The sequence below is a fragment of the Parapedobacter sp. genome (assembly GCF_053550995.1).
On record NZ_JBMQOC010000113.1, the window covers coordinates 58,078 to 80,616 of the forward strand.

Here is a 22,539-nt window from a genome sequence, read left to right on the forward strand (position 1 = left end):
GACACAAATCTACAAAAACCATCGGGTTTTTCCAGTGATTTCTTTTCCAAGCGAGGGTTTTGCGCTGGGTTATAATCTGTTGGGCGGCCCAACGTTCGGGATATACCATGCTAAAGCCTCCCATCCACCAAACGGCGTTCCAAAAACGCCTTGGTGTCGAAAATAACGCCGTTATGGCGCTTTACCTTTTCGTAATCGAACAGCAGGAACTCCTGGTGGGCTACCGCAACGACAATGGCGTCGTAAACCAGGTTTTCATCCACGGCATTTAGGATGTCCAGACCAAGTTCGCGTTTCACCTCCGCGGCATCGGCCCAGGGGTCGTAGATGTCTACGGTAAGGCCAAACTGTTCCAATTCGTGGTGAATATCCACGACACGCGTGTTGCGGATGTCGGGGCAGTTCTCTTTGAACGTGATGCCCAGGATGAGCGCCCGGCAGCGGTTGATCGTATGGTTTTTCTGGATCATCAGCTTCACCACCTTCTCGGCCACGAATGCTCCCATCTGGTCGTTTACCCGGCGGCCCGAAAGGATAACGTCGGGTTGGTAGCCGAGCACCTGCGCCTTATGGGCGAGGTAATACGGGTCTACACCGATGCAATGGCCGCCAACCAGCCCCGGTTTGTATTTCAAAAAGTTCCATTTCGTACCCGCCGCCTCAATAACGTCGTTCGTATCGATACCCATCCGGTCGAAAATCAAGGCTAACTCATTCACAAACGAGATGTTCACGTCGCGCTGTGCGTTCTCGATGGCTTTGGAGGCTTCGGCCACCTTGATGCTGGGAGCCTTGTGGGTGCCCGCCTCGATAATGGAACGATACAGGCTATCCACCCATTCGGCAACCGCGGGCGTGGAGCCGCTGGTTACCTTCTTGATCTGGGTCAGCGTGTTCACTTTGTCGCCGGGGTTGATGCGTTCGGGCGAATACCCAACAAAGAAGTCGTGGTTCAGTACCAAGCCCGAGACCTTCTCCAAAACCGGAATGCAGACCTCTTCCGTGCAGCCGGGGTAAACGGTAGACTCATAGATCACCGTATCGCCTTTCTTCAGCATGTGGCCCAGCATCTCCGAAGCGGAAATCAACGGCCGCAGATCCGGCGCCTTGAACGCATCGATGGGGGTGGGTACGGTAACGATATAGGTGTTGTATAACCGCAGATTTTCTTCATCGGCAGCGAGCGATAAGCCGATGGATCCCGCCTGATGGGGGATGTGCTCGGTAACCCGCTGCAAATCCGATAGATTGGCTTCATGCGTGCGGTCGATGCCATTTTTTAATTCGGCAATACGGTCAGCATCGATGTCAAAGCCCAATACGTCATATTTTTCAGCAAATGCGATAGCCAAGGGGAGCCCCACATACCCTAGCCCAATAATGGCAATTCGGGTATTTTCTATCGGGAAGGACGAGGGGTTATTTGACATGGGGCAAATATACTTCTTTTTGCGAAGGGATAGATGGCCTGTGCATCCCGAACAGTGTTCCTACAGCGCCGTTAGCGCAAAAAGAGGTAAATTGGTCATCCAGCTTTCTTCACGATAGTTGCTCATGGACGTCCGGATGGCACGACGGGGTTGATACTTCTCGCAGAATACCCGCAGGCGCTTTTTCGATAGGAAAATGAGCAGGCTCATTACCCTCCGACGAATATGAGAAATACCTGAATCCATTTTCGTTCAATAATGTAGGCATCAAAACATTACCTAAATGGCACCTACAAACTTAGATAAGGTTGCTTGAATAAACAATTACAATTGCATGGTGAATAGAATGTCAGTACAGAAAGCCGAAAAGCCAAAGCGGCAATTTTTTGCCGAAGCCTAGTTCGATATCATCGGCAACAACATAGGCTTGGTCAAGACCTTCAATCTGTTTCCGGGATTTGTTACGGCCTCCTACTTCAAACGTATAGGTATCCGCTACAAGAAAATCCCCCTTTTCTGCGAGGCTAACCCGTTGACCGGCATTCCGCAACTGGTTTAGGAATACGGTTTCCCGAATGGTTCCCGGATCGGGGTTTTCCCTCAAAGCGAAGGAAAGATTGGTGTTTTCCAGATATATCTTGTCGGGCTTCTGTAGCGCAGCCACCCCTTGCGTTGGCTTGTTTACGAAATTGAGCAGGCACGCACGTTCCAGGTGATGCAAGAAGTTATTCACCGTGTCGCGCCCCAGTTGGAGTTTTTGCGCCAATGCTGAAATATTGGGCTCAAAAGGAGCCGATTCAGCGATAACCCCCATTAACCTTTTGATTTTAACGGCGTGTGTTGACGAATAATCCTGAATAAACGCCAAATCAGTAGAAATTGATGCATCAATGACCTGTAGTAACCTTGTTAGGTAGTGTCCGCGGGATTGCCCGTGGGTAAAAGGCAGATAACCCTTTGTCAGATATTCACGGAACAAGGGCAGCGGCGTTTCTATCTGCGCTTTGATAGCGCTTGCTGTTTGGGCGGGGTCTTCCAGTATCTGTTCCAATGAAACGGTTGGCAATGTCTTGCCCTGTGTGAGGTTAAGGTATTCCCTGAATGACATTCCGGGCAAGGTAAAAGTAAGTACCCTGCGACTCAGGTCACTTTCCCCCCGATAGATATCCAATGCTGAGGATGCTGTAAAATAGACACTGAGTTTTGGAAAGCCGTCATAAATGTTTTTCAACTCCCGTGACCAGTTAGGGTACTTGTGAACTTCATCAATGTAAAGGGCAGTTCCGCCATTTTGTACCCAAATTGTTGCGGTGTCCAGTAGGGTATGGGTATATAGCCAGGGGTGGTCTGCAGTCACATAAAGACTTCTTTTGCTTTCCGGTTGCCCGAATTTCATGTGCTGCAACAACAGGGTTGTCTTACCCGCTCCGCGTAGGCCCCTAATTGCTACCATACGGTTATCCCATGGCAATTGATGGTAAAGAAACCGATAGAAATCGGGATGGATGTCCTGTATTAAGGACTGTTGGAATTCGATGAGTGTTTCCATAGGGCCTTGCATTTACAGCAAAAATAGCAATAATTGACTTGTATTCAAGTCGTTTTTTCAATATATTGACTTGATGTGGGATCAATGGTGTGGCTAGTTTGAATGAAACTGCTGTAGGTTAAACTGTAATCAACTTCGTATAAATTTAATTTGAAGAGAATTTTGTGAAGTTAGGCAGTCTTAATTTAGGGAAGCCGACTCTTCCCCTTCGGTGAAGTCATCCCGCGCAGCAAGTTGCTACAATACATACTGCTCAAGCGGCTTCCGGGATTGACGCGCTTTCCATTCTTGCAGTTTCGTATATAGGGTACGCTCCATGGGGGCAAAAGCACATAAATATGTACGAGTTTTTGTTTGGAGCTACATTTTTATGCACGAGATTTGGCTCAACCAAGCCTCAGACAGCTAGATAGCTAGCGGAGCTGCATGAGGAACTCCCGGATAGTGAGGTGGATAATGCCTTGGTAGGTATTCCCCGAAAAAGATTCGTTGGATACAACATACTTGGGGTAATTATCGTCTATTTTAAGGAGGTTCCCAAATTCGCGAGCAATGGTCTCTTGTTCCGCTAAACTGAGCACCACCTGGACATATACCTTTTCGCCACGGCGCTCACCCATGAAATCGATTTCTAGGGCGTGTAAGACCCCCACCTTTACCGAGTATCCACAAAATCTCAGATGGTTGTAAACGACATTTTCCAGTAATTTGCCCCGGTCGGCAGCCGTATAACCGCTTATGACATTGCGTATCCCTGTGTTTTCAAAATAGTATTTGTTGCCTATCTCAAAAATACGTTTGCCGATTAGGTCATACCGTCCAACTTCGTGGATGATGAATGCACTTGCCAGGTAGGAAACGTATTGCTGTATTTGATTGGGTGCTAGGTTAACACGCTGCGATTTAAGGAAGTCACTGATTCGTTTGGCAGAAAAGAGACTGCCGATTTGCCCGGCAAGGAACTGGATCAGTTTTTCCAGAAACTGGGTGTTGCGGATGTTGAATCGACTTACCACGTCTCGGTACACAATGGTGGAATAAACACCCTTGATATATTCAAACGCATGGTCTGCTAAGGGAAGGTTGACCAAGTAGGGTAGCCCCCCGAAACGCAGGTATAGTTCTAAATGGGTGTCCTCATCAGCCAAGCCATGGAAACGCAGAAACTCCGGATAGGATAAGCTATATACTGTAAACTCAATATAGCGGCCGCTCAAGTAGGTGGCAAGTTCGCCAGAAAGCATGGTCGCATTACTACCTGTAATGTAAAGGTCATTCTCCGTGCTTAGCAACAGTGATCGCAACGCTTTTTCAAAATTCTCAATATCCTGTATCTCGTCAATAAAGATGTAATTACGCTGGCCTTTGCGTAGATGGGCTGTTACATAATCGTTTAAGTCGTTCGCATTCCGGATCGCATCAAAACGTAGGTCTTCTTTGTTGATATAGATAACGGAGGCCGAGGGTTCTTGTTGCAGAATATGCCGCATTAATTGGAAGAGTAGGTAACTCTTGCCTACCCGGCGTTGGCCGGTTAATACTTTGATTAGGTTTTTGCCGACAAATGGTAATACCTGTTGCAGATAATGATCTCGTGGGATGATATTTGCAGGCACTTCCATTTTAATTATACTTTAAATCTTACGCAAAGATACAAAAGTTATAATCATGATTATAATGCATTGCGTGCTTTTCCTCTTTCCTGTCAATATCGGGACACCGAATCGTTCTTCTGGTTGGGTAGTCGTGTTCAAGGGGAGCGCTTCGAAATAAGCGTTCATCGCTTGGCCATTGTCTAAGCCTAGTTGGCTCAATTTGTCGATATATTTGCGCAGGTGCTATGCCGTTTTCGGAAGCAAATATCGGTTAAGCGGAAGTGCCATGAAATACGGTGGGTGGCATTGGCCGCAGATGGCCATAATTGTTTGGGTACGCGGCAAATAATTTTGAATGAGTAGACTAAATTTAGGCATAAAGGTGGACTTAGTGACTGCCAATTCCTTGCATCAACATTTGCGGCCCATCATTGAGCGCGACTTGATTCGTATCACCTAATGGAAAAATCGTCCGCTGTCTATCTGCATCATATCTTAGATTGCATATCACGGATTCATGCGTATACCAAGGACGTAGATGAGCAAGCGTAACAGAAAAGCCCCCGCCGGTAGGGCAGGGGCTTATGCGGAGGTTTAAGGAACCTCGTGGGCGTGCGGGTTACCGTCTCCGGATCCACCGCTGCAACGCCCACGTTACGGCGAAACTGACGGCCGCACCGATGGCGGCCAGTACGGCGGTTTTGACCACGTCGTGCACGCCCAGCTGGGCCACCACACTAAGCAGCATACCGCCACCGGTGCCGATGCGGAGTTGGGCGTTAGTCGTTTTCATCTGCTGCCCCTTCCCCGTGGCGGTCCTGCAGGCCGCCCTCCACTGCCTCCAGCACGCCCAGTGCCAGGGCGAGGTACCGCGCCACCATCACCACCTTGGGCGGCAGCTTCACCGGCGAGGCGATAACCAATTGGCTGGCCACCGCCAGCGTTTCCTTGATCCTGTCGTAAAGTGTCGGTTTCTCCGCTTCGGGGTGGCCGACTGTTTTTGTTGTTTTCATCATTGTTTTTTTGTTGTCCCGATGCGCTTTGCTTTCGGGATGTCACTTCGTTCCATTTGCTATTTGCTTTCTCCTCCCAAACCATCACCTACCCTTTAATAGCTTGCCACAGAGACGGCCTAGCGTACGCAGTATGCAGTCGTCGTGTGGCAAGCTATATCACCTCCAACCACACTTCTTCTCCCGCTTCCAGCACAGGGTATACGATGTTCTCCACCCGCTCCAGCGCTACGCGACTATAGACGCCTTTGCCATGTCCGGTAAGCTTAGTCACCGGCGCAATACACCCTCGTAGTTCGGTAGCCGCGTTATTTGCCGCGTGGAAGAGGATACCGCTACGTCCGGGCACACCCTCCACGCACATACGCATGCCAAACCGTACGGACGGGTAAAGCCGCAGGCGGTAGCGCCCTTCGGGAATGCAGCTTTTGTTGCGGCGGTTGTTCCGCCAAGGCAATTCGATGGTGTGGCAGATCGGTTGCCCCGCCATGCTGAGGGTTCCGTTGGTGCCCTCCCCGTGGTACGTACGCTGCAAGCGAAGTACCACCATGCCATGCCCGCCACTATGGCGGGCATGGGTGTTTTCAATCACGAATTCCATGGTGATGTTCGTTGCTCTTAGCGGGCGAACTGCGATATGGTGACGCTCCAGTCGCTCTCTCCCTTCATATTCCGCGCACGGACGCGGGCGAAGTACTTGGTGCCCGGTACCACATCGCTGATGGGGTTCAGTTGGGAATGGGTGGTGCGTGTGATGTCGCCCCATTCGGGCTCACCCTCCGGTCCGGTGGCCGATGCCAGCTGGTATTCGTACTCCCACGCGTTGTGGATGGGTTCGAAGCGGAAATTCAGCTCACCGCTCCGCGCACCGTCTTCCAGCACCCCATACATGGGCGCATAGGGTATGCGCGCGGCCTGTGGCTGGTTGATCAGGATCAACCCGGAACTCGCCAGGATGTGGGCATCGCCGTCGGCGGTCATGTTCACGTAGAAGCCCAGCTGTTTCATGGCCGTGAGCAGTGCCCGGCGAGCGTTGTTCTTGGCAGTTATCTGTACCTGGCTCCCCCGGTTGCGGGCAATTTCCAGTTTTTGCCGGTAGTCGGCTACCAGCACCGTGTAGTCCGCGAGCGCGGGCTGCGGTTCGGCAAAATTGGTGTTGTCGGTCATGAATTCGACCGTGCGACCAGCCAGCGTGGCCAGTGCATCGTCAGACCAGCGGCGGTAATCGGTATAAACTCGTTCTTTTCTCATGGTTGGTTTTCGTTTTTTTTGTTACTTCTTTGCTTGTTGTTTACTCCCTTTTATGCTTTTGTTGCATTGAAAATGGACCTGCCCGGATGGGGTTTGCGCGTGTAATCATAATGGCTTTTTTGTGTTTCCATCGCCAAATTGGGGAGATTACAGGGGGTAGGGAAATTTGTGAACAACAGCGAACAAACGTGAACAAACTTGGGCGGTTCGGTGAACAAACGTGAACAAACTCAGCCGTTTTGCCATACAGCAATAGCCTACTGCCATACCTACCCGGCGCGATGTAATATGGCGGCGGCGCTATGCCGTATGGCATCGGCGTGTGGCCATATGCCGATACGGTGGAAGCACATAGCAATGGGCTGTTGCTATAGGTAATCGGTGGTAAGCATAAAGCAGGGCGTCGGTGCTATATAGCAAGACGCTCTTGCCATATAGCAGGGCGGTGTGCGCATACGTCAACGGCGCTATGCCCTATGCGTTTAATGCATGACCGTACGCTGATAGCTTCCTGCCGCATACGGGCGGCCTATTGCTATATGGCCATCGCGCGGAAGCATACTGCTCCGCGCCATAAGCATATACTGGCGGCTCCTTGCCATATGCCGCCAACCCGGCAGCATATGGCAAGGAGCTCCTGCCATACGGCAATACGCTAACCGTATATGCTTGCGGCGCATTGTCGTACGGCGACGGCCTGCAAGCACAAGGGTAGGGCCTATGCATTATGACAATAGCGCGTTGCCATATAGCAACAGGCTAAGTACATATGGCAACAGACCAAGTACATATGGCAACCGGCCAAGTAGGTATAGCAATTACCGCTTTCCCTTGTCGATAGCCCATTGTTGCATGGCTTCCACTTCGGTGCGGATAAGCCGCATATGCCGTTGGCCGCGGGATACCGTATGCAGCTTCCCTTCTTTGCGCCACTTGTAGATCTTGGTTCGGCTGGCAGGGATAAATGCTTCGGCTTCCTTTACGGTCATCAGTTCTTCTTCTACATAAGTGTTGGGTGTTGCGGGGTCGGTTGCCCCGGGTGGGGTCGCCGGTTCGGATTCGCAGGGAGGCCCGGTCTGCGGCAAGGGCATGGTTACCGCCCGGCAGCACTGCCGCTGGGTCGATTGGAGCTCGACCAGTTCTTCCAAAAGGCGGTGCATATCCGCGACGGTTTCACGGATTAAATAGATGTCTTTTTCCATAGGGGATTTTGATGTATCTTTGTTTGGATGGTATTTATAATGGATTAATTAAACGACTACGGATATTGTTGTAGAATAGAGGATATACATATTGAGCTAAAGCGACAGTTGTTTAACTGGGTATCCAAAAACGCCAAATTTAACATTACTCCAAAGCTAGACAGACTGCTCGCCCGCGTTACGCGCGGGTGCAGTTGGTTATGGAGTAAGGGCGATAGGCGTTGCCTGGATACCTAATGTAACGGCCCGCGTTTTTTTATGGCCACACTTGCATTCATACCGACCCATCAACTTCTAGAGACGCCGATTCCGGCCGCGGGGTTCAGCGAACCATTTGCGGAAACCTGCCGCCGGCAAGGTTGGCTAACCCTGGGCGACATCGTCCGGCTACCGCTTATCGAACTGCTGCAAATCCCAGGTTACCTGCCACAATGCCACCAAGAGCTGGTCCGTTTTTTAGGCAATCACCACCGGCTGCACCTATTGGATGTCTCTTATTAGCGGGAGTGACTGATTTTTAGCAGCTTTTTTAAGTTTGTCTCGGTAACATTCAAGCCCTTTCCTTCGGGGATGCTCAGCACTACCCGCCCTACACTCAGGGTCTCCTGTATCCGGTCTAACGCGACCACCGTACTTCGGTCCAGCTTGAAAAAATGATCAGGTGGCAGCTGTTTGACCAACCGGCCGAACCCCATATTCACCTCGATGATCCGCTCGCCCTGGCCTTCTCCATGCACCAGCGATACCAAACTTGTTTTATTATTGGCTTTGATGTAGTTGATGTCTGCCAGTTTCTCAAACCGGTGTACGCCGTCGCCCATGGGCAGTGCGATCTGGCTGCTACCCAGGGTAAGCTCGGCGTCACTTATCTGCAATTCGCCCAATCGTACCATAGCTTTCTTCACACCGTTGAGTACCGACGGGAAATCGACGGGCTTGCGGAGGTAATCTGCCACGTTGAGCGCATAGCCATCCTGCCAGAACTCATCGAATGCCGTATAAAAGATGGCCATGGGCGGTTTATCCAGCAAGCGCAGCAGGTCCACGCCGCTCATGCCGGGCATATCGATATCCAGGAAGAGCAAGTCGATATCCAGCTTGGGGATTTCCTTGGCAGCTTGTAACGGGTCATGGAAAATGGCCACCTGCTGCAAATAGTCGATTTTGCCCAGGTGGGTAATTAGCGATTCCGCATCGGCGGAATTATCGTCGACAATAGCATACCGGATTTTCTGTTGAATCATAGCTTAAAGATTTAAAAGTGGATGGTTATGGTAATGGTATAAAAAGCCCCATCGTTTTCAATATGTATCCAGCTCCGGTTGGGAAAAAACAGGTCGAGCTGCTTTTGCAGTGCCCGCAGCCCCAAGCAGGTGGATCGGGCCTGGGCTACTTTGGCGGGGTCGATCTTATTGCGGCATGTGAATACCAGCTTTTCTTTATCACTCGATAGGGCTACCTGTACCGGATGTTCCGGATCGGTAAGATCGCCGTATTTGAGTGCGTTCTCCAAGGTGGTGCTCAAGGAAAGCGCAGGTATCTGGCGCATCAGCAACAGCGGCCCGCGCTTTATGGCGACCGCCGTTTCATGCGGCTTGGCCAGCCCGTTGATACGGGCAAGTTTTTCGATGATGCCCATCTCGTCGGTTAGCGTGACCATGACGTTGTCCGGCCCGATATATTGATAGTAGTTGCGCTCCAGCTCGGTCATCTCGTCAAACAATTCGGCACTCCGGTTGCCATTTAAGATTCCCGAGCGTATGGTCATCCATACGTGGTGGGTCCAATGCGATTTCAGCCTGCTCTGCAGCGCAGCGATCCGCAGCTGCTCATTTTCCTCTTTCAGTCTGGATTGCACGCGTTCGGCTTCGAGTTTTGTCTCCAGCAAGGTTTTTTCCTGTTGATGTATGCGTTCTTTGCGCTGCTGGGCCACCCGCATCAATTGGTACGTACTGCTGGTGAGCAACGCCGGCTCCATATGGTGTGTCATGTTGCGGATATACTTACCCAGGTGAAAGGGTTTATCCACATCGTACAGGTAGACATCGAATATGGGTAACAGAATGTAAATCAGGCCGTAAGCGGCGATATACACTACCGTGATAGCCAGCGCCAGCTGAAACAGGGTTTTCCAAAGGTGCTGGTAAGTGAAATAGTGGTATGCAATGATATTGAGTAGATAAAACGTACCGACGTAGTACGCAAAAGCGAGCAATATCGGCAGCGGAGAAATAGTGGCCCCCCCGATGAAATTGAGCAGGTAGGTCGCCAGGAAATAGCAGGTCCAGATAAGCGCATGTTTTTTCCAACGTATGGAAAGATTGGTAAATGTCGTTGCCACGGGCTTGTTCGAATTGGTTAAAAGCGTCAAAACTACTTATTTCTGCTGAAATCACAGTAATTTTCGTGCACATAAAACCAATTATCCCATTGCCAAGGTTCGTCGGCAACCATTTTGGCCAACCCGTTGTATAGCTGTGCGGTTGCCTTTTCGGCCCTTGCCCGCGGGTGGGCGGCAACACCCCCGGTTAAGTTGTGGGATTGCCATTCTACGGCGCCGCGGCGGGTACGGCGACATAGGATGCCGATGAACGGCACGGCGGCACGGCCGGCCAGCCAGGCCAGTCCGATACGCACCGAGATGTGGGCAGCAAGGAACGGTATGGGCAGCAGTATGGGTTGCATGCCACTGCCCAGGTTGTCATCGAGGTAGCCTACCACGCTGCGCCCATGGCGCAATGCCCGGATCAGCTGGATACCTGCTGCGGGATGTTCCGCCTCGATCAGGGTAAGTGCATCAGCGGGGTAACCGGCTCCGGCCAGCGCATCGCGGTAGGACCCTTCTTGTTTTTGCCTTACGGAATGGCTGACCAGCAAAGCCACCGGTACCTGTTGCCGGACCAATTCGTGCACCAGCAGGCGGTAGGAGCCGGTGTGGAAGGTGCCCACGATGGCGGGCCGCTGGCAGAGCCCGGCCATGGCCGCCTTGCTCCCGGCTTTCCAACTGCATGGAACATCTAGGGGAAAACGTTCATCAAGGAAACTCAATTGCCGGTTCAGCACGGCGTGTTTGAATTGCTCCTGCAGCTGTTCATCGGTAAGGTGGGGCAGTGCCACACGCACATTGCTGGCAAAGCGCATATATCGCTGGTGCAACATGGGTGCCGTGGCGGTATCGAGGTTATTTATTTTGGCCACGAGGGCTTCCTTTAGATAAGCGTGATTTTCCATGGTGTTATGTGATTTGGTTTATTGGAAAAGGCGGGCACTTGGCCCGCCTTCCGGTTAGATAATGAAATTATCGCATTTGTCGTCGTGGTCAATGATGGGAAAGAGCAACATATGCTCACTTTCCTGTACCGGCCGGTTTACCAGCCCGGTTGACTGACGTAACATCGAATTACTGACTATAGGTGCCATCATCTTTATGTTATCGGTTCTGTTCCTACTCTATTGCCCAGGTTTTCGGATTCCCCTGTGACCGGTGGCGCCACCGATCGATCGTCGACAGGGCTAAGATGGAGGACTTGGAGACGAGAAAGGCTTAAAATTCGTGAAGATAGGTGAGGCAAGCGTGAAACACACGTATCGCATCGCCAGCACGGTCACGCCGTGAAATGGGGTATTCACGCCATCGCTGTACGCTTTCACGCATTTAGCGGCATGCAGATGCCGCCGAACGGCTAGGTTCGCGAAAATGCCGAAAACACCATGGAAAGACAACTGACCATCCGCTTTACGCAAGCGCCGGACTTACATCCGAGGGAATTGGAAGGGGTGCCGAGCGTAACCCATTTCCCGATGAAGCGTGCCCGGTGCAGCGTGCTTGAGCATACCGATGCCGCCCTGTACCAGCAGGTGCTAGACCGTTGGCCCCTCACCGTCCGGCTTTTTACGCTGGATGCCAAACGGGGCCAGCCGCTGACCATCAGCCTCCAGGAAAACGGGGTGTATTTTATCTATTTATTTGCGGGCAAGCTAAACCACCTGCTGGGTGGCGGCACCCCGTTCAGGCTGCGGGCACCGCAGTATTGCGGCTGTTACCTGCCCCGGGGCGACTACCCCATAAACCTGCCGCCCGGCAAACACGAGCTCTTCCTTATCGGGTTTCCCTATGGCTATCTTATATGGCTCTCGCAGCAATATGCGTTTTTACGGTCGCTCGCGGAGGCATGGAAAGGTCAACCCAGCCAGGCCGTGTGCTTGCCCAAAACCACCATCCGGCCGGACGACCGAAGGTTGCTCGCCCGGCTGGCACGCCTGACAAGTGACGGCCATGGGATTAAGGACCACGTAGCCGAATTCATTGCACGATACCAAGCGCAGCTGAGCGCAAGGCCGGGCGCTGTAAGGGATGGTACGCTGCTAGCCGCGGTACGGGCTTACATAGAGCAACACTTTGCCGATCCGCATGCGGTAAAGTTGGCTACCGTTGCCGCGCATTTTGGCTATGGCGCTCCTGGTTTGCGGAAGGCTTTTATCGCCCGGTATGGCCGCTCCATGGCAGACATGGTCTCGGCTTGCCGCGTTGCGGCGGCCGAAGCGCTACTCGCTAACACCGAACTGCCGCTGGCCACCGTTGCCGAAAGGGTGGGATTTGCCAATGCCAAAAGCTTGGACCGTGCGTTCGGAAAAATGGAATACACATAAACCATGGATCGATTTATCAACTACATCCGCCACCGCGTTCCGCTTCCTCCGGAAGCCGAGGCGTTTCTGCGGGAGCATGCCCGTGTAATGGCTTTTGAACGATTGAACCATTTTTTGACACCCGAGGTACGCGCACCGTATTGGTGCGTGGTATTGGAGGGGCTGGCTTATGGCTATACGCTTGGCGAAGAAGGCCAGCGTTATATCCGTTGGTTTGCCAGTGAGATGCATGGCTTTGCCGGTGTGCGGCACCTGTACACCCCCAAACCGGGCTTGCATTACATCCAATTTGCAGAAGTATCTCGCATTTTGTGCATCCGCGCGTCAAAGATGCGCGAAGCGAAAGAGTGTTTCCCCGAGGTGAGTGAACTGCTGCATATAATGAACCAGCATTATCAGGATAGGCAGGATAAGCTGGTGGAAGTGTTGCAGCAGGAATCGGCTTATAAACGTTACACCAAGTTCCTGGATACGTTTTCAGAACTGTCTAAGCGGACGGAACCCGATCAGGAGATGGATTTCATCAATATCGCGCACACTACGTATTACCGGGTGCTGAAGCAGTATCGGGCCGAACGGAAAAAGCAAGTAAAAAGGTAATATCACGTTGTTCCATATGGAATTGTAGGCGCATTGCAAAAGCCCGTTTTTTGCTTGTATGGAAAAAGAAACACATATAAGCACAAGATATGGAAAGGGGAGCACCGGAATTCATACTGCGGTTCCCCCGCAGTTAAGCGATGGCGGCTCGGATGGGGTGCCCCTAAGAAATAACACCTCTTCCCTGCACAAACCGGCGGTGCTGGTAACGATGTTACCGGAGCCATCGCAAGGGACGCCCGGCACGGCGATATGTGCTGTCATATACTACCCGGGCCCCGTGCTGCCGAGGCAGCGGCGCGGTGATGGTGGGGCGGAGCAGGTCCAGGCGAAAGGCTGGAAGGCATTGATCATACGGATCAAAGCAAAAGTAAAGCAGTGGCAAGTGCAAATCCGCAGGTACTACCTGGCGCGTATGCGTAAACATGTGGCGCTGACAACCAAGCGTACTTTTCGTTTCGTTCGCTTGATTGCCTTCATCACCCATCTTTCGCGAAGGATGCTGTTCCGCAAGACCGCTCTGTCCTTCGGAGTGCTTACGCAGGTTGTACACGATCGCCGGTTTGCCTTGTTCCGGCCTAGGGCCGTGGATAAAACATTCCGGTTGCTGGCATACAACCACATTTGTTCCCATTCCAGCGTTTGGGAGACGGCGGCGAGTTCGGCCGATGACCGACTGACTAAATTTTTAACAAAAATTATAATACAATGAACAAATTAACAAAAATAGGGTTGAATGCGATGGTCGTATTCACCATGATGTTCGCTACAACGGTAGTTGTGGCGCAGGAGAAAGTAGTAGCTTCGGATAACGTGGAAGTGAAAGAATCGGTAGAGGCATATGCGCTCGCCAATACATTGAAAAAAATGAAGTCAAGCAAAATGGCGACTGGGAATGATCACAGCAAGGCAATCGAGAATTCACATTTTGCCGATCTTTGGCTACAAATTACCCCTTCAGGCACTCCTACGGAGCCAGAAAATCAAGAGGTTACGGAAGAAGGCAACACTGATCCTTTTTGTGTTGAGCCAGATGGAACGATATGTGCCGTCGAGCTCAATTATAATCCGACAGCACCCGCAATCGCTGCATTATTGAATCGAATAGGCACGTCAAACCCTCCTACTGTTGCGGAGTTTCTTGATGCAGGCGCTTCATATACAGGGTCCAATAATGAAGCTGTTTACACTTACAAAGATTAGCTTGTAAGAGTTGTTATAAATAAAGGACAACCTTTTTGTATTTGTAACATCCTCAAGTTCTACTGATTATTAGTAGAACTTGAGGATTTTTTGAGCTACTTGCTTATACGACGTTAATTTTGGGTGTACCCTCCAAATTGTACAGCATGCACAGGCAATGGCCAAACATATTTTTTGCTTCCCGGCATCAATTTAAATAGCTGTCCATCTAAATCTCTAACAAGTTCTACCGCCAAATCAGGGTCCTTATTCCATCTTCGTAAGTCACTCCAACGCGTACCACGAAACAGTAATTCCCGTCTTCTTTCAGACATTATCCATTCCATGATCTCATTCCGATCATTAGATGAATAACTTACAAATGCATCCGGGCTTATTCTATATTTTCTCAATTTATTAAGATCAGCAAGTGCAGCAGGAAAATTGCCAAGTCGACAACTCGCTTCTGCCCTAATCAAGTAAACCTCATCTGATGCAATACCCGTGAAAAAGTACTTTTCACCGGTATAGGATCCTCTGAACGAATAACCGCGACCGTTCTCTTCAAAAAACAATTCCCGCCTTAGGTCGCCTTCTTCATACAAATCCAACACGGCTGTATCTACATTTAAATAGTTTTCAGAAATAATCGACGGGTTATCAATGTTCGTATAAAAGATAATCTCCTTATTCTGCGCACCGTAAAGCGGGAACGAGTATCCTTCTACCATAGGGACTTCCGTATAGTCCATAAGATGTGGTGCTAGACTTATAGCGGAATCGGCATGCCTGTACGCATCCATATCCATACCCATTTGTAAAAAGACTTTGGATAATACGGCATGTGCCGCCGCCTTAGAAGGGCGGAAGAACGCTTCCGCATGATCGGGCAGCAATTTAATAGCCTCTCTTAAATCTGTAATAATCTGCCGATAGGTGTCGGAAACGTTGGACCTAGGCGTTTTAGTTGTAATATCTGGTTCCAGACGTAGTGGCAGCCCAAGATCGCGTTGGCTGGTTTCCTCGTTGAATTCGGGACAATAGAGCTGGGCCAGATTAAAATAATCAAGAGATCGGTGGAATAAAGCCATGCCCTGAATTATTGAATTCTTTTCAGAAGCCCGGGATCGCTTGATATTTCTTTCCAAACCTTCTAATACGATGTTTGCCAGTAATATCCTATAATATGCCGTATTCCAGTCGATGAGTTGTCCTTCCTCACCCACATAGATCTGATCAGCCCAGACGTAGGCGTTCTTCTGGTATATATTGTCTCCAACAGACGGCATAGCTTCAAACTGCTCCGCTGTTATATAGTATTCATCCGAACCAATAATACCTAAGGCATGGCAACTAACCTGATTCATGTTCGTGTAATTGTCCAACATAGCCAGGTAATCATCATCTGTTTCAGGCACCCTTACGTTCTGCGTGGGCTTTACATCCAGAAAATTTTCGCCGCACGACAATAATAGAAATGCGAATGCAACAGTTGTAGTCAATTTTTTCATTTTACTTCGGTTAAAATTCTAACTGGATTCCAAAGGAGTAGCTTTTGGGAGCTGGGTAGTCGGCATGTGCGTATTCGGGGTCAATACCGTTGTCATTTGCCCGCCAAATGATGCCCATGTTTCTTGCATAGAAGTATAGCCTTGCCCGCTGGAAATAAGGAAAATGTTTAATAGCAAATGTATAGCTCAAGTTTATATCTTGTAACCGGACAACATCGCCTTTTGTAATCAGGGTTTCAGAAAATGTGTAAAGATATTCGCGCTCGTAGTCCCCGTATGTGTCATCATATGCAGGAACATCGATGACCTTTTCGTCTCCCGGTCGTTGCCATCGTGTAAAGTAATCCATGTGATATACGGGGTTGGTTGAAAATTCCTGGCCCGAAGAGATAGAAGTTCGCCTAAAGACGTGCCCGGTTTTAAACGTCAGTAGAATACCTAGTTGGAAATTCTTATAAGAAAAAATATTTCGCAGCGAACCAAAAAGTGGCGGAACACGCACGCCCGCGACAACCAGATCTTCGGGCGTTAATTGGGCGTAGTACCCTTTATAATCAGATGTGGCCAGACCTTCCTCAAAGATCAGCGGGTAGCCTGTCTCTGGATTCAGTCCATGCCAAGGGTGGGCATAAACCAAATCTACTGATTGCTGCTCTCTTACCGGCCGTTGACTAAAGTAGCGATTGAGAAATTGTATTTTTGGTGTGTTGAAGTGGGTTACTTTATTCCTGCTGTGGCTTAAGATCACATTGGTTTCCCAATCCAAAGGGCCGATCTGGTTTCGTCCATAGATCGACAAATCCCACCCGATTGTTTTAAGCGCCGCATAGTTCATTTTTAAGCTCGAATTGATGGAAATACCTATTGTGGGATCTATCGAATTGTTGCCTAAAAGATTATTACTTCTTTTATCATAATATTCGAACGAACCGCTGATCCGTCCGTCCAACATCCGCCAATCAACGGCCAAATTGGTGGTATTTACCTGTTCCCATTGGAGGGACGGATTGCCCGGACTTGTCACTATTGCTTCCGTGCGATTAGTTACCCGATTCGTAGACATCCGAATGACTGGGTAATGGGTTTGCGATTTATCAATATTACCAGCGCTTCCGTAAGTAATCCTTGCACGGAGGTAAGGCAGCCATTTCAGTCGGTAGAAATTTTCTTTATTGAGCTCCCAACTACCACCGATTGACCATAATGCGGTGCCTCGTTGATTAGTTTTAACGCCTACCAAATTACTTCCGTCCCATCTGAGACTACCGCTTATCACATACTTGTTTGCGTAGCTATAGCTTGCATTACCAAAAAAGGAGAGGTTTCTGTTGGTGAATTTATTAGGCGTTGTGAACATGGTTGGTACCGAAGATCTGCCCGACGGCCTAACGGAATGCCTTGTCAGGTAATCCTGCAGTAAGTCTGCTGTGAAAATATCCCTATCGAAATTATAGAGTGTTTGCCCCGATTTCAGCACTGAAATGTATTCCCTAGCTTCCCCTCCCCCGAGTGCGGTTATCAGATGCTTTTGCCCGAACGATTGGTTATAATTAAGTTGGGCACGAAAAGAGTGGCTATTGGTTTCGGTTGGGGTGACGTATTCAAGTATTCCGCCATAGGGGATAATTTTTGTGCCATCGGGTTGTGTAAACCGGTTTACAAGATTCCTCACATGATAGGTGTCCTTATCGTAATAATTTTCTTCCTCGCTTTCACCCATAGTGTATTGGTAAGTGGCGTTTAGATTAAAATGATCCAGAAATCGGTAACGCACACCCCCGTTTAGCCGCCACTCCCAGCTTTCGAAGAGATTGTCTGCAAGGCGTACCTCATCAAGCGGCCTCACCATCCAATCGAGAAGTCCGTTTGACACAGCTTGTTCATGGTAAGTGTACCGATAGCCTTGCGTATTTGTCGGTAAGGGGTTACCCTCTTCATCTTCAAGGCCCTCATAAATATACATACCGCCGGTGTAGCTGTAGCCCATTCCGTTTTTCATGGCTTGCTGTTTCGTATACCAAGCGGTTCCGGTAACCTCCAAGTTTTTATTTAGCCTGAATGTATTCTGGAGGCTGAGGTTCATCCTATTGTCCCCATTACGGACTATAGACGATTCATTGCGGTCTGTCCCGGCCGAAAAAGCGTAACGGTAATTCTCTGCGCCACCGCGGATACCAAGTGCATATTGTTGTTTCAGAGATTGTCTATAAAGGCGGTCGGACCACTCTGCGCGTAAGTCGTTGCTTTCCAATCTGGCCTTTTCCAATTCGAATTCTTGCTCATTTATTTGGCCATCGCGTCGTTTGATTAACTGCTCCACGTAATAAGGGATCTTTACACGGTCGTGTTCGGTATACATATCCATTTCAAACATTTTTTCCTGTATTTCCATCACCGTGGCGGGAGGCAGGTATTGTCGATTATAGAACAAATCTGGCTTATCACCGACCGTGATATTGCTATTGAAGCTGATGCTCGCCGGCTGGTTGTAATCTCCTCCTTTGGTATTGATAACAATCACCCCGTTTCCCGCACGTGCCCCCCAAATACTCGCGGCAGCGGCATCCTTCAGAATGGTAATACTCTGTACGTCGTTGGGATTGATCGTTTCTATATCCCCGTCATAGGGGAAATTATCCACGACAATCAATGGTGCAGAATTAGCCTCGATGGTACTTAGACCTCTTATCCTGAGATTTGGCTGACTATCAACATCCTCTCCCGTAACGTTACTTCTGTCAAACAGCAACCCCGGCGTTATGCCCTCCAAACGTTCGAGGATATTCGTGCTAACACTTCTATTTAACAATTCATTATCGATTTGAACGAAACTTCCTGTGGCCCGTTCCTTTGGCAAGCTATAATAGCCTGTATTTACCTCCACTTCCGGCAATGCCTCAGCAGCGGTAACCATCCGGAATTCCAGTATATCATCGGAAACCTTATGAACGGTTCGCCGTAACGGTTCATATCCGAGCCGAGTAAAGGTTATTGTATCGGGCAACTGGGTGATATTGATGGAGAAGTTGCCTTGGTTGTCTGACATAGTTACATTATGACTAACCAAAGCAATAATGGTAACGTTAGCAAGCGGCTTGCCGTTTTCGGTCACCACTTGCCCTAGCAATTGCGATTGAGCATGGCATGTAAGCTGGCCCATTATGAATAAAAAGGGCAACAACACTATTTTAAAAGTCTTCATATCTTCTTTAGTAGGTTTTTTAACGGGTTGATTAATCTTCTAATACGAGCTGAGGAATCGCTTTTTCTTCGATATCGATTATCATCCCGTATCTTTCTAATTCGTTTTGAAGCGCATTGAAGCTATCTATCTTTTCCAATCGAGGAAAGGAAAAGGAAGCCATAAAGCTGTTAGGGATACCGGTTGAATCGACCAAACTGAACAAATCCAGATCGATGTCGCTGCACCTCTTCAAAGCCCGTTTTACATAGAGCCGAAAATGCAAGCTGAACGGATATTTTCTGTAAATGGAAGAATCTGCTGTATGTTGGATAGATTGTCCATCTCCCATCGGAGTTAGTATGCACTCCACACTATTTTTCGGCTTGGTTAGACGGAGTACTGCGTATCGGACTACTTTAGTCGCATTGATTGATGCGGTGATACCCAATCGTGACTTGAAATACTTATTTAAATCTTCCTGCAAGAGCTTTTTCATGTATTGCTCTCCTACTAATCCGCGAACCCGTAGGAGGTACCCAAACCGATTCTGCCGGTTCCAGGCATTACGCCGCTTATCCATTGCAATCAAGTCACCGGTCAAATCGAATTCCGGCTTGTTTGTGAGCTTTTCCTTAAGGGCCTTATCAATTCTCCAATCGATGGCGTCTGGAGTACGTCTGAAAAGCGGGAATATTTCCTCTTCGAATGCCGCCGCATACAGAGATTTCCAAGGCATGTTGATTACATACAAGAACGTACTGTCATTACGTTGGAAGTAGGTCGCCCGTTCCCATTGATATCCCTCCAAATAGCCGATTATGTCACCATGGCCCGACACGTCTAAACGCGCCTTGGGGTTAACTGCAAAACTGGACGAATTAAACTTCAGGTCTTGAATATTGTTGACCAATGGCAATTGCTTGCCTGCTATCGCCTTTTCGATATTTTGCCGGGTTGAATAATAATAGTTGGGCATGGCCACAACCCTGTCGTTAACCATCCAAACCTGGTGGGGAATTGCTTGGTGGGGAAAATACTGACCTAGAATGGTATCGCCCACAATACTGATTAAATCCCACTTGAGACGGGACATTGTTCGGGCCGATTGGCTTTTTGTCTCGGTGGTAACTGGGATAACGACATACTGTTCATGTGGGAAATCGTGCTTTAATGTGTCAAACTTATTAATGGAATGTAGGCACGCTTTGCACCACGAGGCCCAGAAATCCAGAATGATCAACTTATCCCGATAGTCGGCCAACTTCATAACCTGACCCTCCCCTGTCCGGGCATCCACAGCGTGGTGTGTCATGTGATAAAATGTGTCCGGTATGGAATCACCTACGCGTATCATTTTCACATTCGGCTGCTTCGATTGAGCATTCGTTCCCGACACTGCCGTCATGAGACATAATAACAAAATACCCAACGAGCGCGCCGGTAACTTTTGTACCAGACGCAACCCGCGGGTATACAAACACATGATCGTTAATACAGCCAACAGGCTGAAGTTTCTTATGTTGAGTTGGTGAAGTTTATGTTTGGTTAGGGCATAGCAATTCCCTAAGCATAATTTCTGCTTCATAGCGTTTTGGTTATAAGTGGTTTAAGAAATTGTTTATTTCAGAAACCGACCGCCATACGGCAAGAAAGCATGTGTTTTATTTGCAGGCTAGGGGAAAAGACGTTACTTTTATTGGAAATTGCGAGTGACCGATAAAGTAAGCCTTCCTTGACCTTTGGCAAACATGGATGTTTCCGTTGGTATGGGGTCGGCAGCACCGGAATCCGGCCGTGGCCGTTCTGTAGTCCCGGTGTTTCTTTTTCGCCTATTCGGGGTTCTTAATGACGTTCTTATGTAGGTTTTTGGTGGCGTAGGACAATGATTGCCGTCGCCTCTCGGATGTTGTCGTCACCGCAAATGCTTTGCGGTAGGCGGGTAATGGTGTTTTGGTGATACTCGTTTTCATAATCGTTTTGGTTATGTAGAACGAGCAAAAACAGATAGGCAGGAAACCCGTATCATACCAGCAATCCAGGGACTAGCAGCCCTCAACGCAGAATCAACAGGCCCCTGCCTAAAGGATTGTGTAAAGGTACACAATATCTTTAGACGTGGGCTAAACTGTTGCCTCGCGTTGATTTTTGAAGTTGCTAGTCTTCGGATTGCTTGCTGAGGCTCGTTCAACTCACGCGCTATAATAATAGCGTGATCGTTATCGTATTTCAATGCCAATCCTGGATTGACAACGCAAATATAACAACTAAGTATTTACTAAGCAAATAATTTTTGAAATAAATGTCGAAAACGAAGGTCGAGTGGGCAATCGTAAAGAAGGTACGGGTTATCCGGAAAACTAAAGGTAAGACCCAACGAAATATTGCATCTTATTTTGGTGTTACAGCTGGATATATCGGACAAATTGAAACAGAGAGTTCCGCAAGCATGTATTCGTATGACAATTTAAATGAGCTGGCAAGACGCCTCGATTGCAGCATGGGGGATTTTATGCCAGAGGAACCATTATAACGTTTTGTAGGCTTGATGATGTATATTCGGCTATTTATGGCAATGGGCCGCGTACCTTATCCTCCGCTGAAGGCCGTAGGAGCCGTGGAAGAGAACAAGAGCCAGCCCATCGCTACCCGCAAAGGTAGTGAATGGGCGTCGGACTCCTGACCTTGCTTCCGTGAAAATTCCTACGTTTTCAGCGGCAAGTTTCAGTGTCAAACACCATAATAATTTAAAGACAGACAATCGCTTGTGTGTCTTCTGGCGGGGCTGATATAGGGGTTATTTTACAAAAATGCAAATTTAATATTCCTCAATAATTTTATGTGACCTAACCACAATGGGTAATATGTAGCTATATGGCAAAAATACCACCTTTATCACTGTATATTATTAACCGAGCCAAATTCCGAAAACTTGTGAAAGGAATCTCTTCAAAGGCTCTTTCAAGGATATTAACCCATAAGGAAAGTTACGTTACTACCATTGAGAATCCCAATCGGGACACTCAATACCCACCCCACGAATACCCTGGCCTTGCCAAAGCGCTCGACTGGACTGTCGAAGACCTGCTCCCCCCAGATAATTGGGACGCAGGCGATGGCACCAAAGTGGAGAAAATTGTATTAAGCCTGGCCAATCCGGAGGATACGCGGCTGGTGTTGGAAGGGATGATCGAGGATGGTTTTTTCAATAAGCCGAAGACATTGGCTGAAGTCGTGAAGCATTTGTACATCGACCGTGAAGATAAGAAGGAGGAGCGGCAGGTGTTGGGGGGGGTATTGGGGGATTTGGTGAGGGAAGGAAAACTGACAGTAGCGAACGAAAAGTACCTAAAGAATGATTAATCCTTTATCAAG

Annotated in this window: 25 protein-coding genes; 8 read left to right on the plus strand and 17 right to left on the minus strand. The window is 49.0% G+C overall.

From position 1 onward, the window contains the following. Nucleotides 1–110: 110 nt before the first annotated feature. From ACO1NT_RS15310 to ACO1NT_RS15350, 9 genes are all read right to left on the minus strand, one after another. Nucleotides 111–1,430: a nucleotide sugar dehydrogenase gene (locus tag ACO1NT_RS15310; protein WP_449049609.1), complete on the minus strand. Its 1,320-nt coding sequence runs from the start codon at nt 1,428–1,430 to the stop codon at nt 111–113. Between the two features lie 60 nt (nt 1,431–1,490). Then, nucleotides 1,491–1,640, minus strand: coding sequence for a hypothetical protein (locus ACO1NT_RS15315; protein ID WP_449049610.1), 150 nt, complete (start codon nt 1,638–1,640; stop codon nt 1,491–1,493). A gap of 139 nt (nt 1,641–1,779) precedes the next feature. Continuing rightward, entirely contained in the window at nt 1,780–2,979 is a 1,200-nt protein-coding gene (locus ACO1NT_RS15320) for an ATP-binding protein (protein WP_449049611.1), read from the minus strand. Nucleotides 2,980–3,392: 413 nt separating this feature from the next. Next, nucleotides 3,393–4,601 carry an ATP-binding protein gene (locus ACO1NT_RS15325; protein ID WP_449049612.1) on the minus strand — a complete coding sequence of 403 codons (1,209 nt, stop codon included), beginning with the start codon at nt 4,599–4,601 and terminating at the stop codon, nt 3,393–3,395. A gap of 592 nt (nt 4,602–5,193) precedes the next feature. Continuing rightward, nucleotides 5,194–5,367, minus strand: coding sequence for a hypothetical protein (locus ACO1NT_RS15330; protein ID WP_449049613.1), 174 nt, complete (start codon nt 5,365–5,367; stop codon nt 5,194–5,196). Then, nucleotides 5,354–5,590: a hypothetical protein gene (locus ACO1NT_RS15335; RefSeq protein WP_449049614.1), complete on the minus strand. Its 237-nt coding sequence runs from the start codon at nt 5,588–5,590 to the stop codon at nt 5,354–5,356. The genes ACO1NT_RS15330 and ACO1NT_RS15335 overlap by 14 nt, the downstream gene beginning before the upstream one ends. A 151-nt stretch (nt 5,591–5,741) precedes the next feature. Then, complete coding sequence (locus ACO1NT_RS15340) at nt 5,742–6,188, minus strand: DUF5675 family protein (RefSeq protein ID WP_449049615.1); 447 nt, start codon at nt 6,186–6,188, stop codon at nt 5,742–5,744. Nucleotides 6,189–6,205: 17 nt separating this feature from the next. Further along, nucleotides 6,206–6,838, minus strand: a complete 633-nt coding sequence (locus ACO1NT_RS15345) for a hypothetical protein (protein WP_449049616.1) — start codon at nt 6,836–6,838, stop codon at nt 6,206–6,208. An 818-nt stretch (nt 6,839–7,656) separates the two neighbouring features. Further along, nucleotides 7,657–8,040, minus strand: a complete 384-nt coding sequence (locus ACO1NT_RS15350; RefSeq protein ID WP_449049617.1) for a helix-turn-helix transcriptional regulator — start codon at nt 8,038–8,040, stop codon at nt 7,657–7,659. A gap of 258 nt (nt 8,041–8,298) precedes the next feature. On the opposite strand from ACO1NT_RS15350, the gene ACO1NT_RS15355 reads away from it, so the two are divergent. Next, nucleotides 8,299–8,541, plus strand: coding sequence for a hypothetical protein (locus ACO1NT_RS15355; protein ID WP_449049618.1), 243 nt, complete (start codon nt 8,299–8,301; stop codon nt 8,539–8,541). On the opposite strand, the gene ACO1NT_RS15360 is transcribed toward ACO1NT_RS15355, so the two are convergent. Genes ACO1NT_RS15360 through ACO1NT_RS15375 form a run of 4 tightly spaced genes read right to left on the minus strand, consistent with a single transcriptional unit; the run spans nt 8,538 to nt 11,463 of the window. Further along, nucleotides 8,538–9,284, minus strand: a complete 747-nt coding sequence (locus ACO1NT_RS15360; RefSeq protein WP_449049619.1) for a LytR/AlgR family response regulator transcription factor — start codon at nt 9,282–9,284, stop codon at nt 8,538–8,540. The two genes, ACO1NT_RS15355 and ACO1NT_RS15360, sit on opposite strands and share 4 nt — an antisense overlap. A gap of 11 nt (nt 9,285–9,295) precedes the next feature. Beyond that, the gene (locus ACO1NT_RS15365) at nt 9,296–10,381 is read right to left on the minus strand and encodes a hypothetical protein (protein WP_449049620.1); all 1,086 of its coding nucleotides are present in this window, start codon (nt 10,379–10,381) and stop codon (nt 9,296–9,298) included. Between the two features lie 32 nt (nt 10,382–10,413). Next, nucleotides 10,414–11,271: a hypothetical protein gene (locus ACO1NT_RS15370; RefSeq protein ID WP_449049621.1), complete on the minus strand. Its 858-nt coding sequence runs from the start codon at nt 11,269–11,271 to the stop codon at nt 10,414–10,416. Between the two features lie 54 nt (nt 11,272–11,325). Next, complete coding sequence (locus ACO1NT_RS15375; protein WP_449049622.1) at nt 11,326–11,463, minus strand: hypothetical protein; 138 nt, start codon at nt 11,461–11,463, stop codon at nt 11,326–11,328. A gap of 288 nt (nt 11,464–11,751) precedes the next feature. Between ACO1NT_RS15375 and ACO1NT_RS15380 the strand changes: the two genes are divergently transcribed. The 4 genes from ACO1NT_RS15380 to ACO1NT_RS15395 are packed head-to-tail and all read left to right on the plus strand — an operon-like array spanning nt 11,752 to nt 14,493. Further along, complete coding sequence (locus ACO1NT_RS15380) at nt 11,752–12,690, plus strand: helix-turn-helix domain-containing protein (protein ID WP_449049623.1); 939 nt, start codon at nt 11,752–11,754, stop codon at nt 12,688–12,690. Between the two features lie 3 nt (nt 12,691–12,693). Further along, nucleotides 12,694–13,290, plus strand: a complete 597-nt coding sequence (locus ACO1NT_RS15385) for a Crp/Fnr family transcriptional regulator (protein WP_449049624.1) — start codon at nt 12,694–12,696, stop codon at nt 13,288–13,290. 58 nt (nt 13,291–13,348) lie between these two features. Further along, nucleotides 13,349–14,002 carry a hypothetical protein gene (locus tag ACO1NT_RS15390; RefSeq protein ID WP_449049625.1) on the plus strand — a complete coding sequence of 218 codons (654 nt, stop codon included), beginning with the start codon at nt 13,349–13,351 and terminating at the stop codon, nt 14,000–14,002. Continuing rightward, complete coding sequence (locus ACO1NT_RS15395) at nt 13,999–14,493, plus strand: hypothetical protein (protein ID WP_449049626.1); 495 nt, start codon at nt 13,999–14,001, stop codon at nt 14,491–14,493. The genes ACO1NT_RS15390 and ACO1NT_RS15395 overlap by 4 nt, the downstream gene beginning before the upstream one ends. Before the next feature lie 113 nt (nt 14,494–14,606). Here ACO1NT_RS15395 and ACO1NT_RS15400 read toward each other — a convergent pair whose 3' ends face one another. From ACO1NT_RS15400 to ACO1NT_RS15415, 4 genes are all read right to left on the minus strand, one after another. Continuing rightward, the gene (locus ACO1NT_RS15400) at nt 14,607–15,983 is read right to left on the minus strand and encodes a RagB/SusD family nutrient uptake outer membrane protein (RefSeq protein WP_449049627.1); all 1,377 of its coding nucleotides are present in this window, start codon (nt 15,981–15,983) and stop codon (nt 14,607–14,609) included. Between the two features lie 10 nt (nt 15,984–15,993). Then, nucleotides 15,994–19,185 (minus strand): SusC/RagA family TonB-linked outer membrane protein, encoded by a 3,192-nt coding sequence (locus ACO1NT_RS15405; RefSeq protein ID WP_449049628.1) that lies wholly within the window; start codon nt 19,183–19,185, stop codon nt 15,994–15,996. Between the two features lie 31 nt (nt 19,186–19,216). Beyond that, a complete protein-coding gene (locus ACO1NT_RS15410) occupies nt 19,217–20,752 on the minus strand; it encodes a TlpA family protein disulfide reductase (RefSeq protein ID WP_449049629.1) in 1,536 nt (511 codons plus the stop codon). A 244-nt stretch (nt 20,753–20,996) separates the two neighbouring features. After that, the gene (locus tag ACO1NT_RS15415; RefSeq protein ID WP_449049630.1) at nt 20,997–21,137 is read right to left on the minus strand and encodes a hypothetical protein; all 141 of its coding nucleotides are present in this window, start codon (nt 21,135–21,137) and stop codon (nt 20,997–20,999) included. Nucleotides 21,138–21,466: 329 nt separating this feature from the next. Between ACO1NT_RS15415 and ACO1NT_RS15420 the strand changes: the two genes are divergently transcribed. The 3 genes from ACO1NT_RS15420 to ACO1NT_RS15430 all read left to right on the plus strand — a co-directional run bounded on the left by ACO1NT_RS15420 (nt 21,467) and on the right by ACO1NT_RS15430 (nt 22,527). Continuing rightward, the gene (locus ACO1NT_RS15420) at nt 21,467–21,697 is read left to right on the plus strand and encodes a helix-turn-helix domain-containing protein (RefSeq protein WP_449049631.1); all 231 of its coding nucleotides are present in this window, start codon (nt 21,467–21,469) and stop codon (nt 21,695–21,697) included. A 15-nt stretch (nt 21,698–21,712) separates the two neighbouring features. Then, nucleotides 21,713–21,847 (plus strand): hypothetical protein, encoded by a 135-nt coding sequence (locus tag ACO1NT_RS15425; protein ID WP_449049632.1) that lies wholly within the window; start codon nt 21,713–21,715, stop codon nt 21,845–21,847. Between the two features lie 251 nt (nt 21,848–22,098). Further along, a complete protein-coding gene (locus ACO1NT_RS15430; RefSeq protein WP_449049633.1) occupies nt 22,099–22,527 on the plus strand; it encodes a hypothetical protein in 429 nt (142 codons plus the stop codon). Nucleotides 22,528–22,539: the final 12 nt, after the last annotated feature.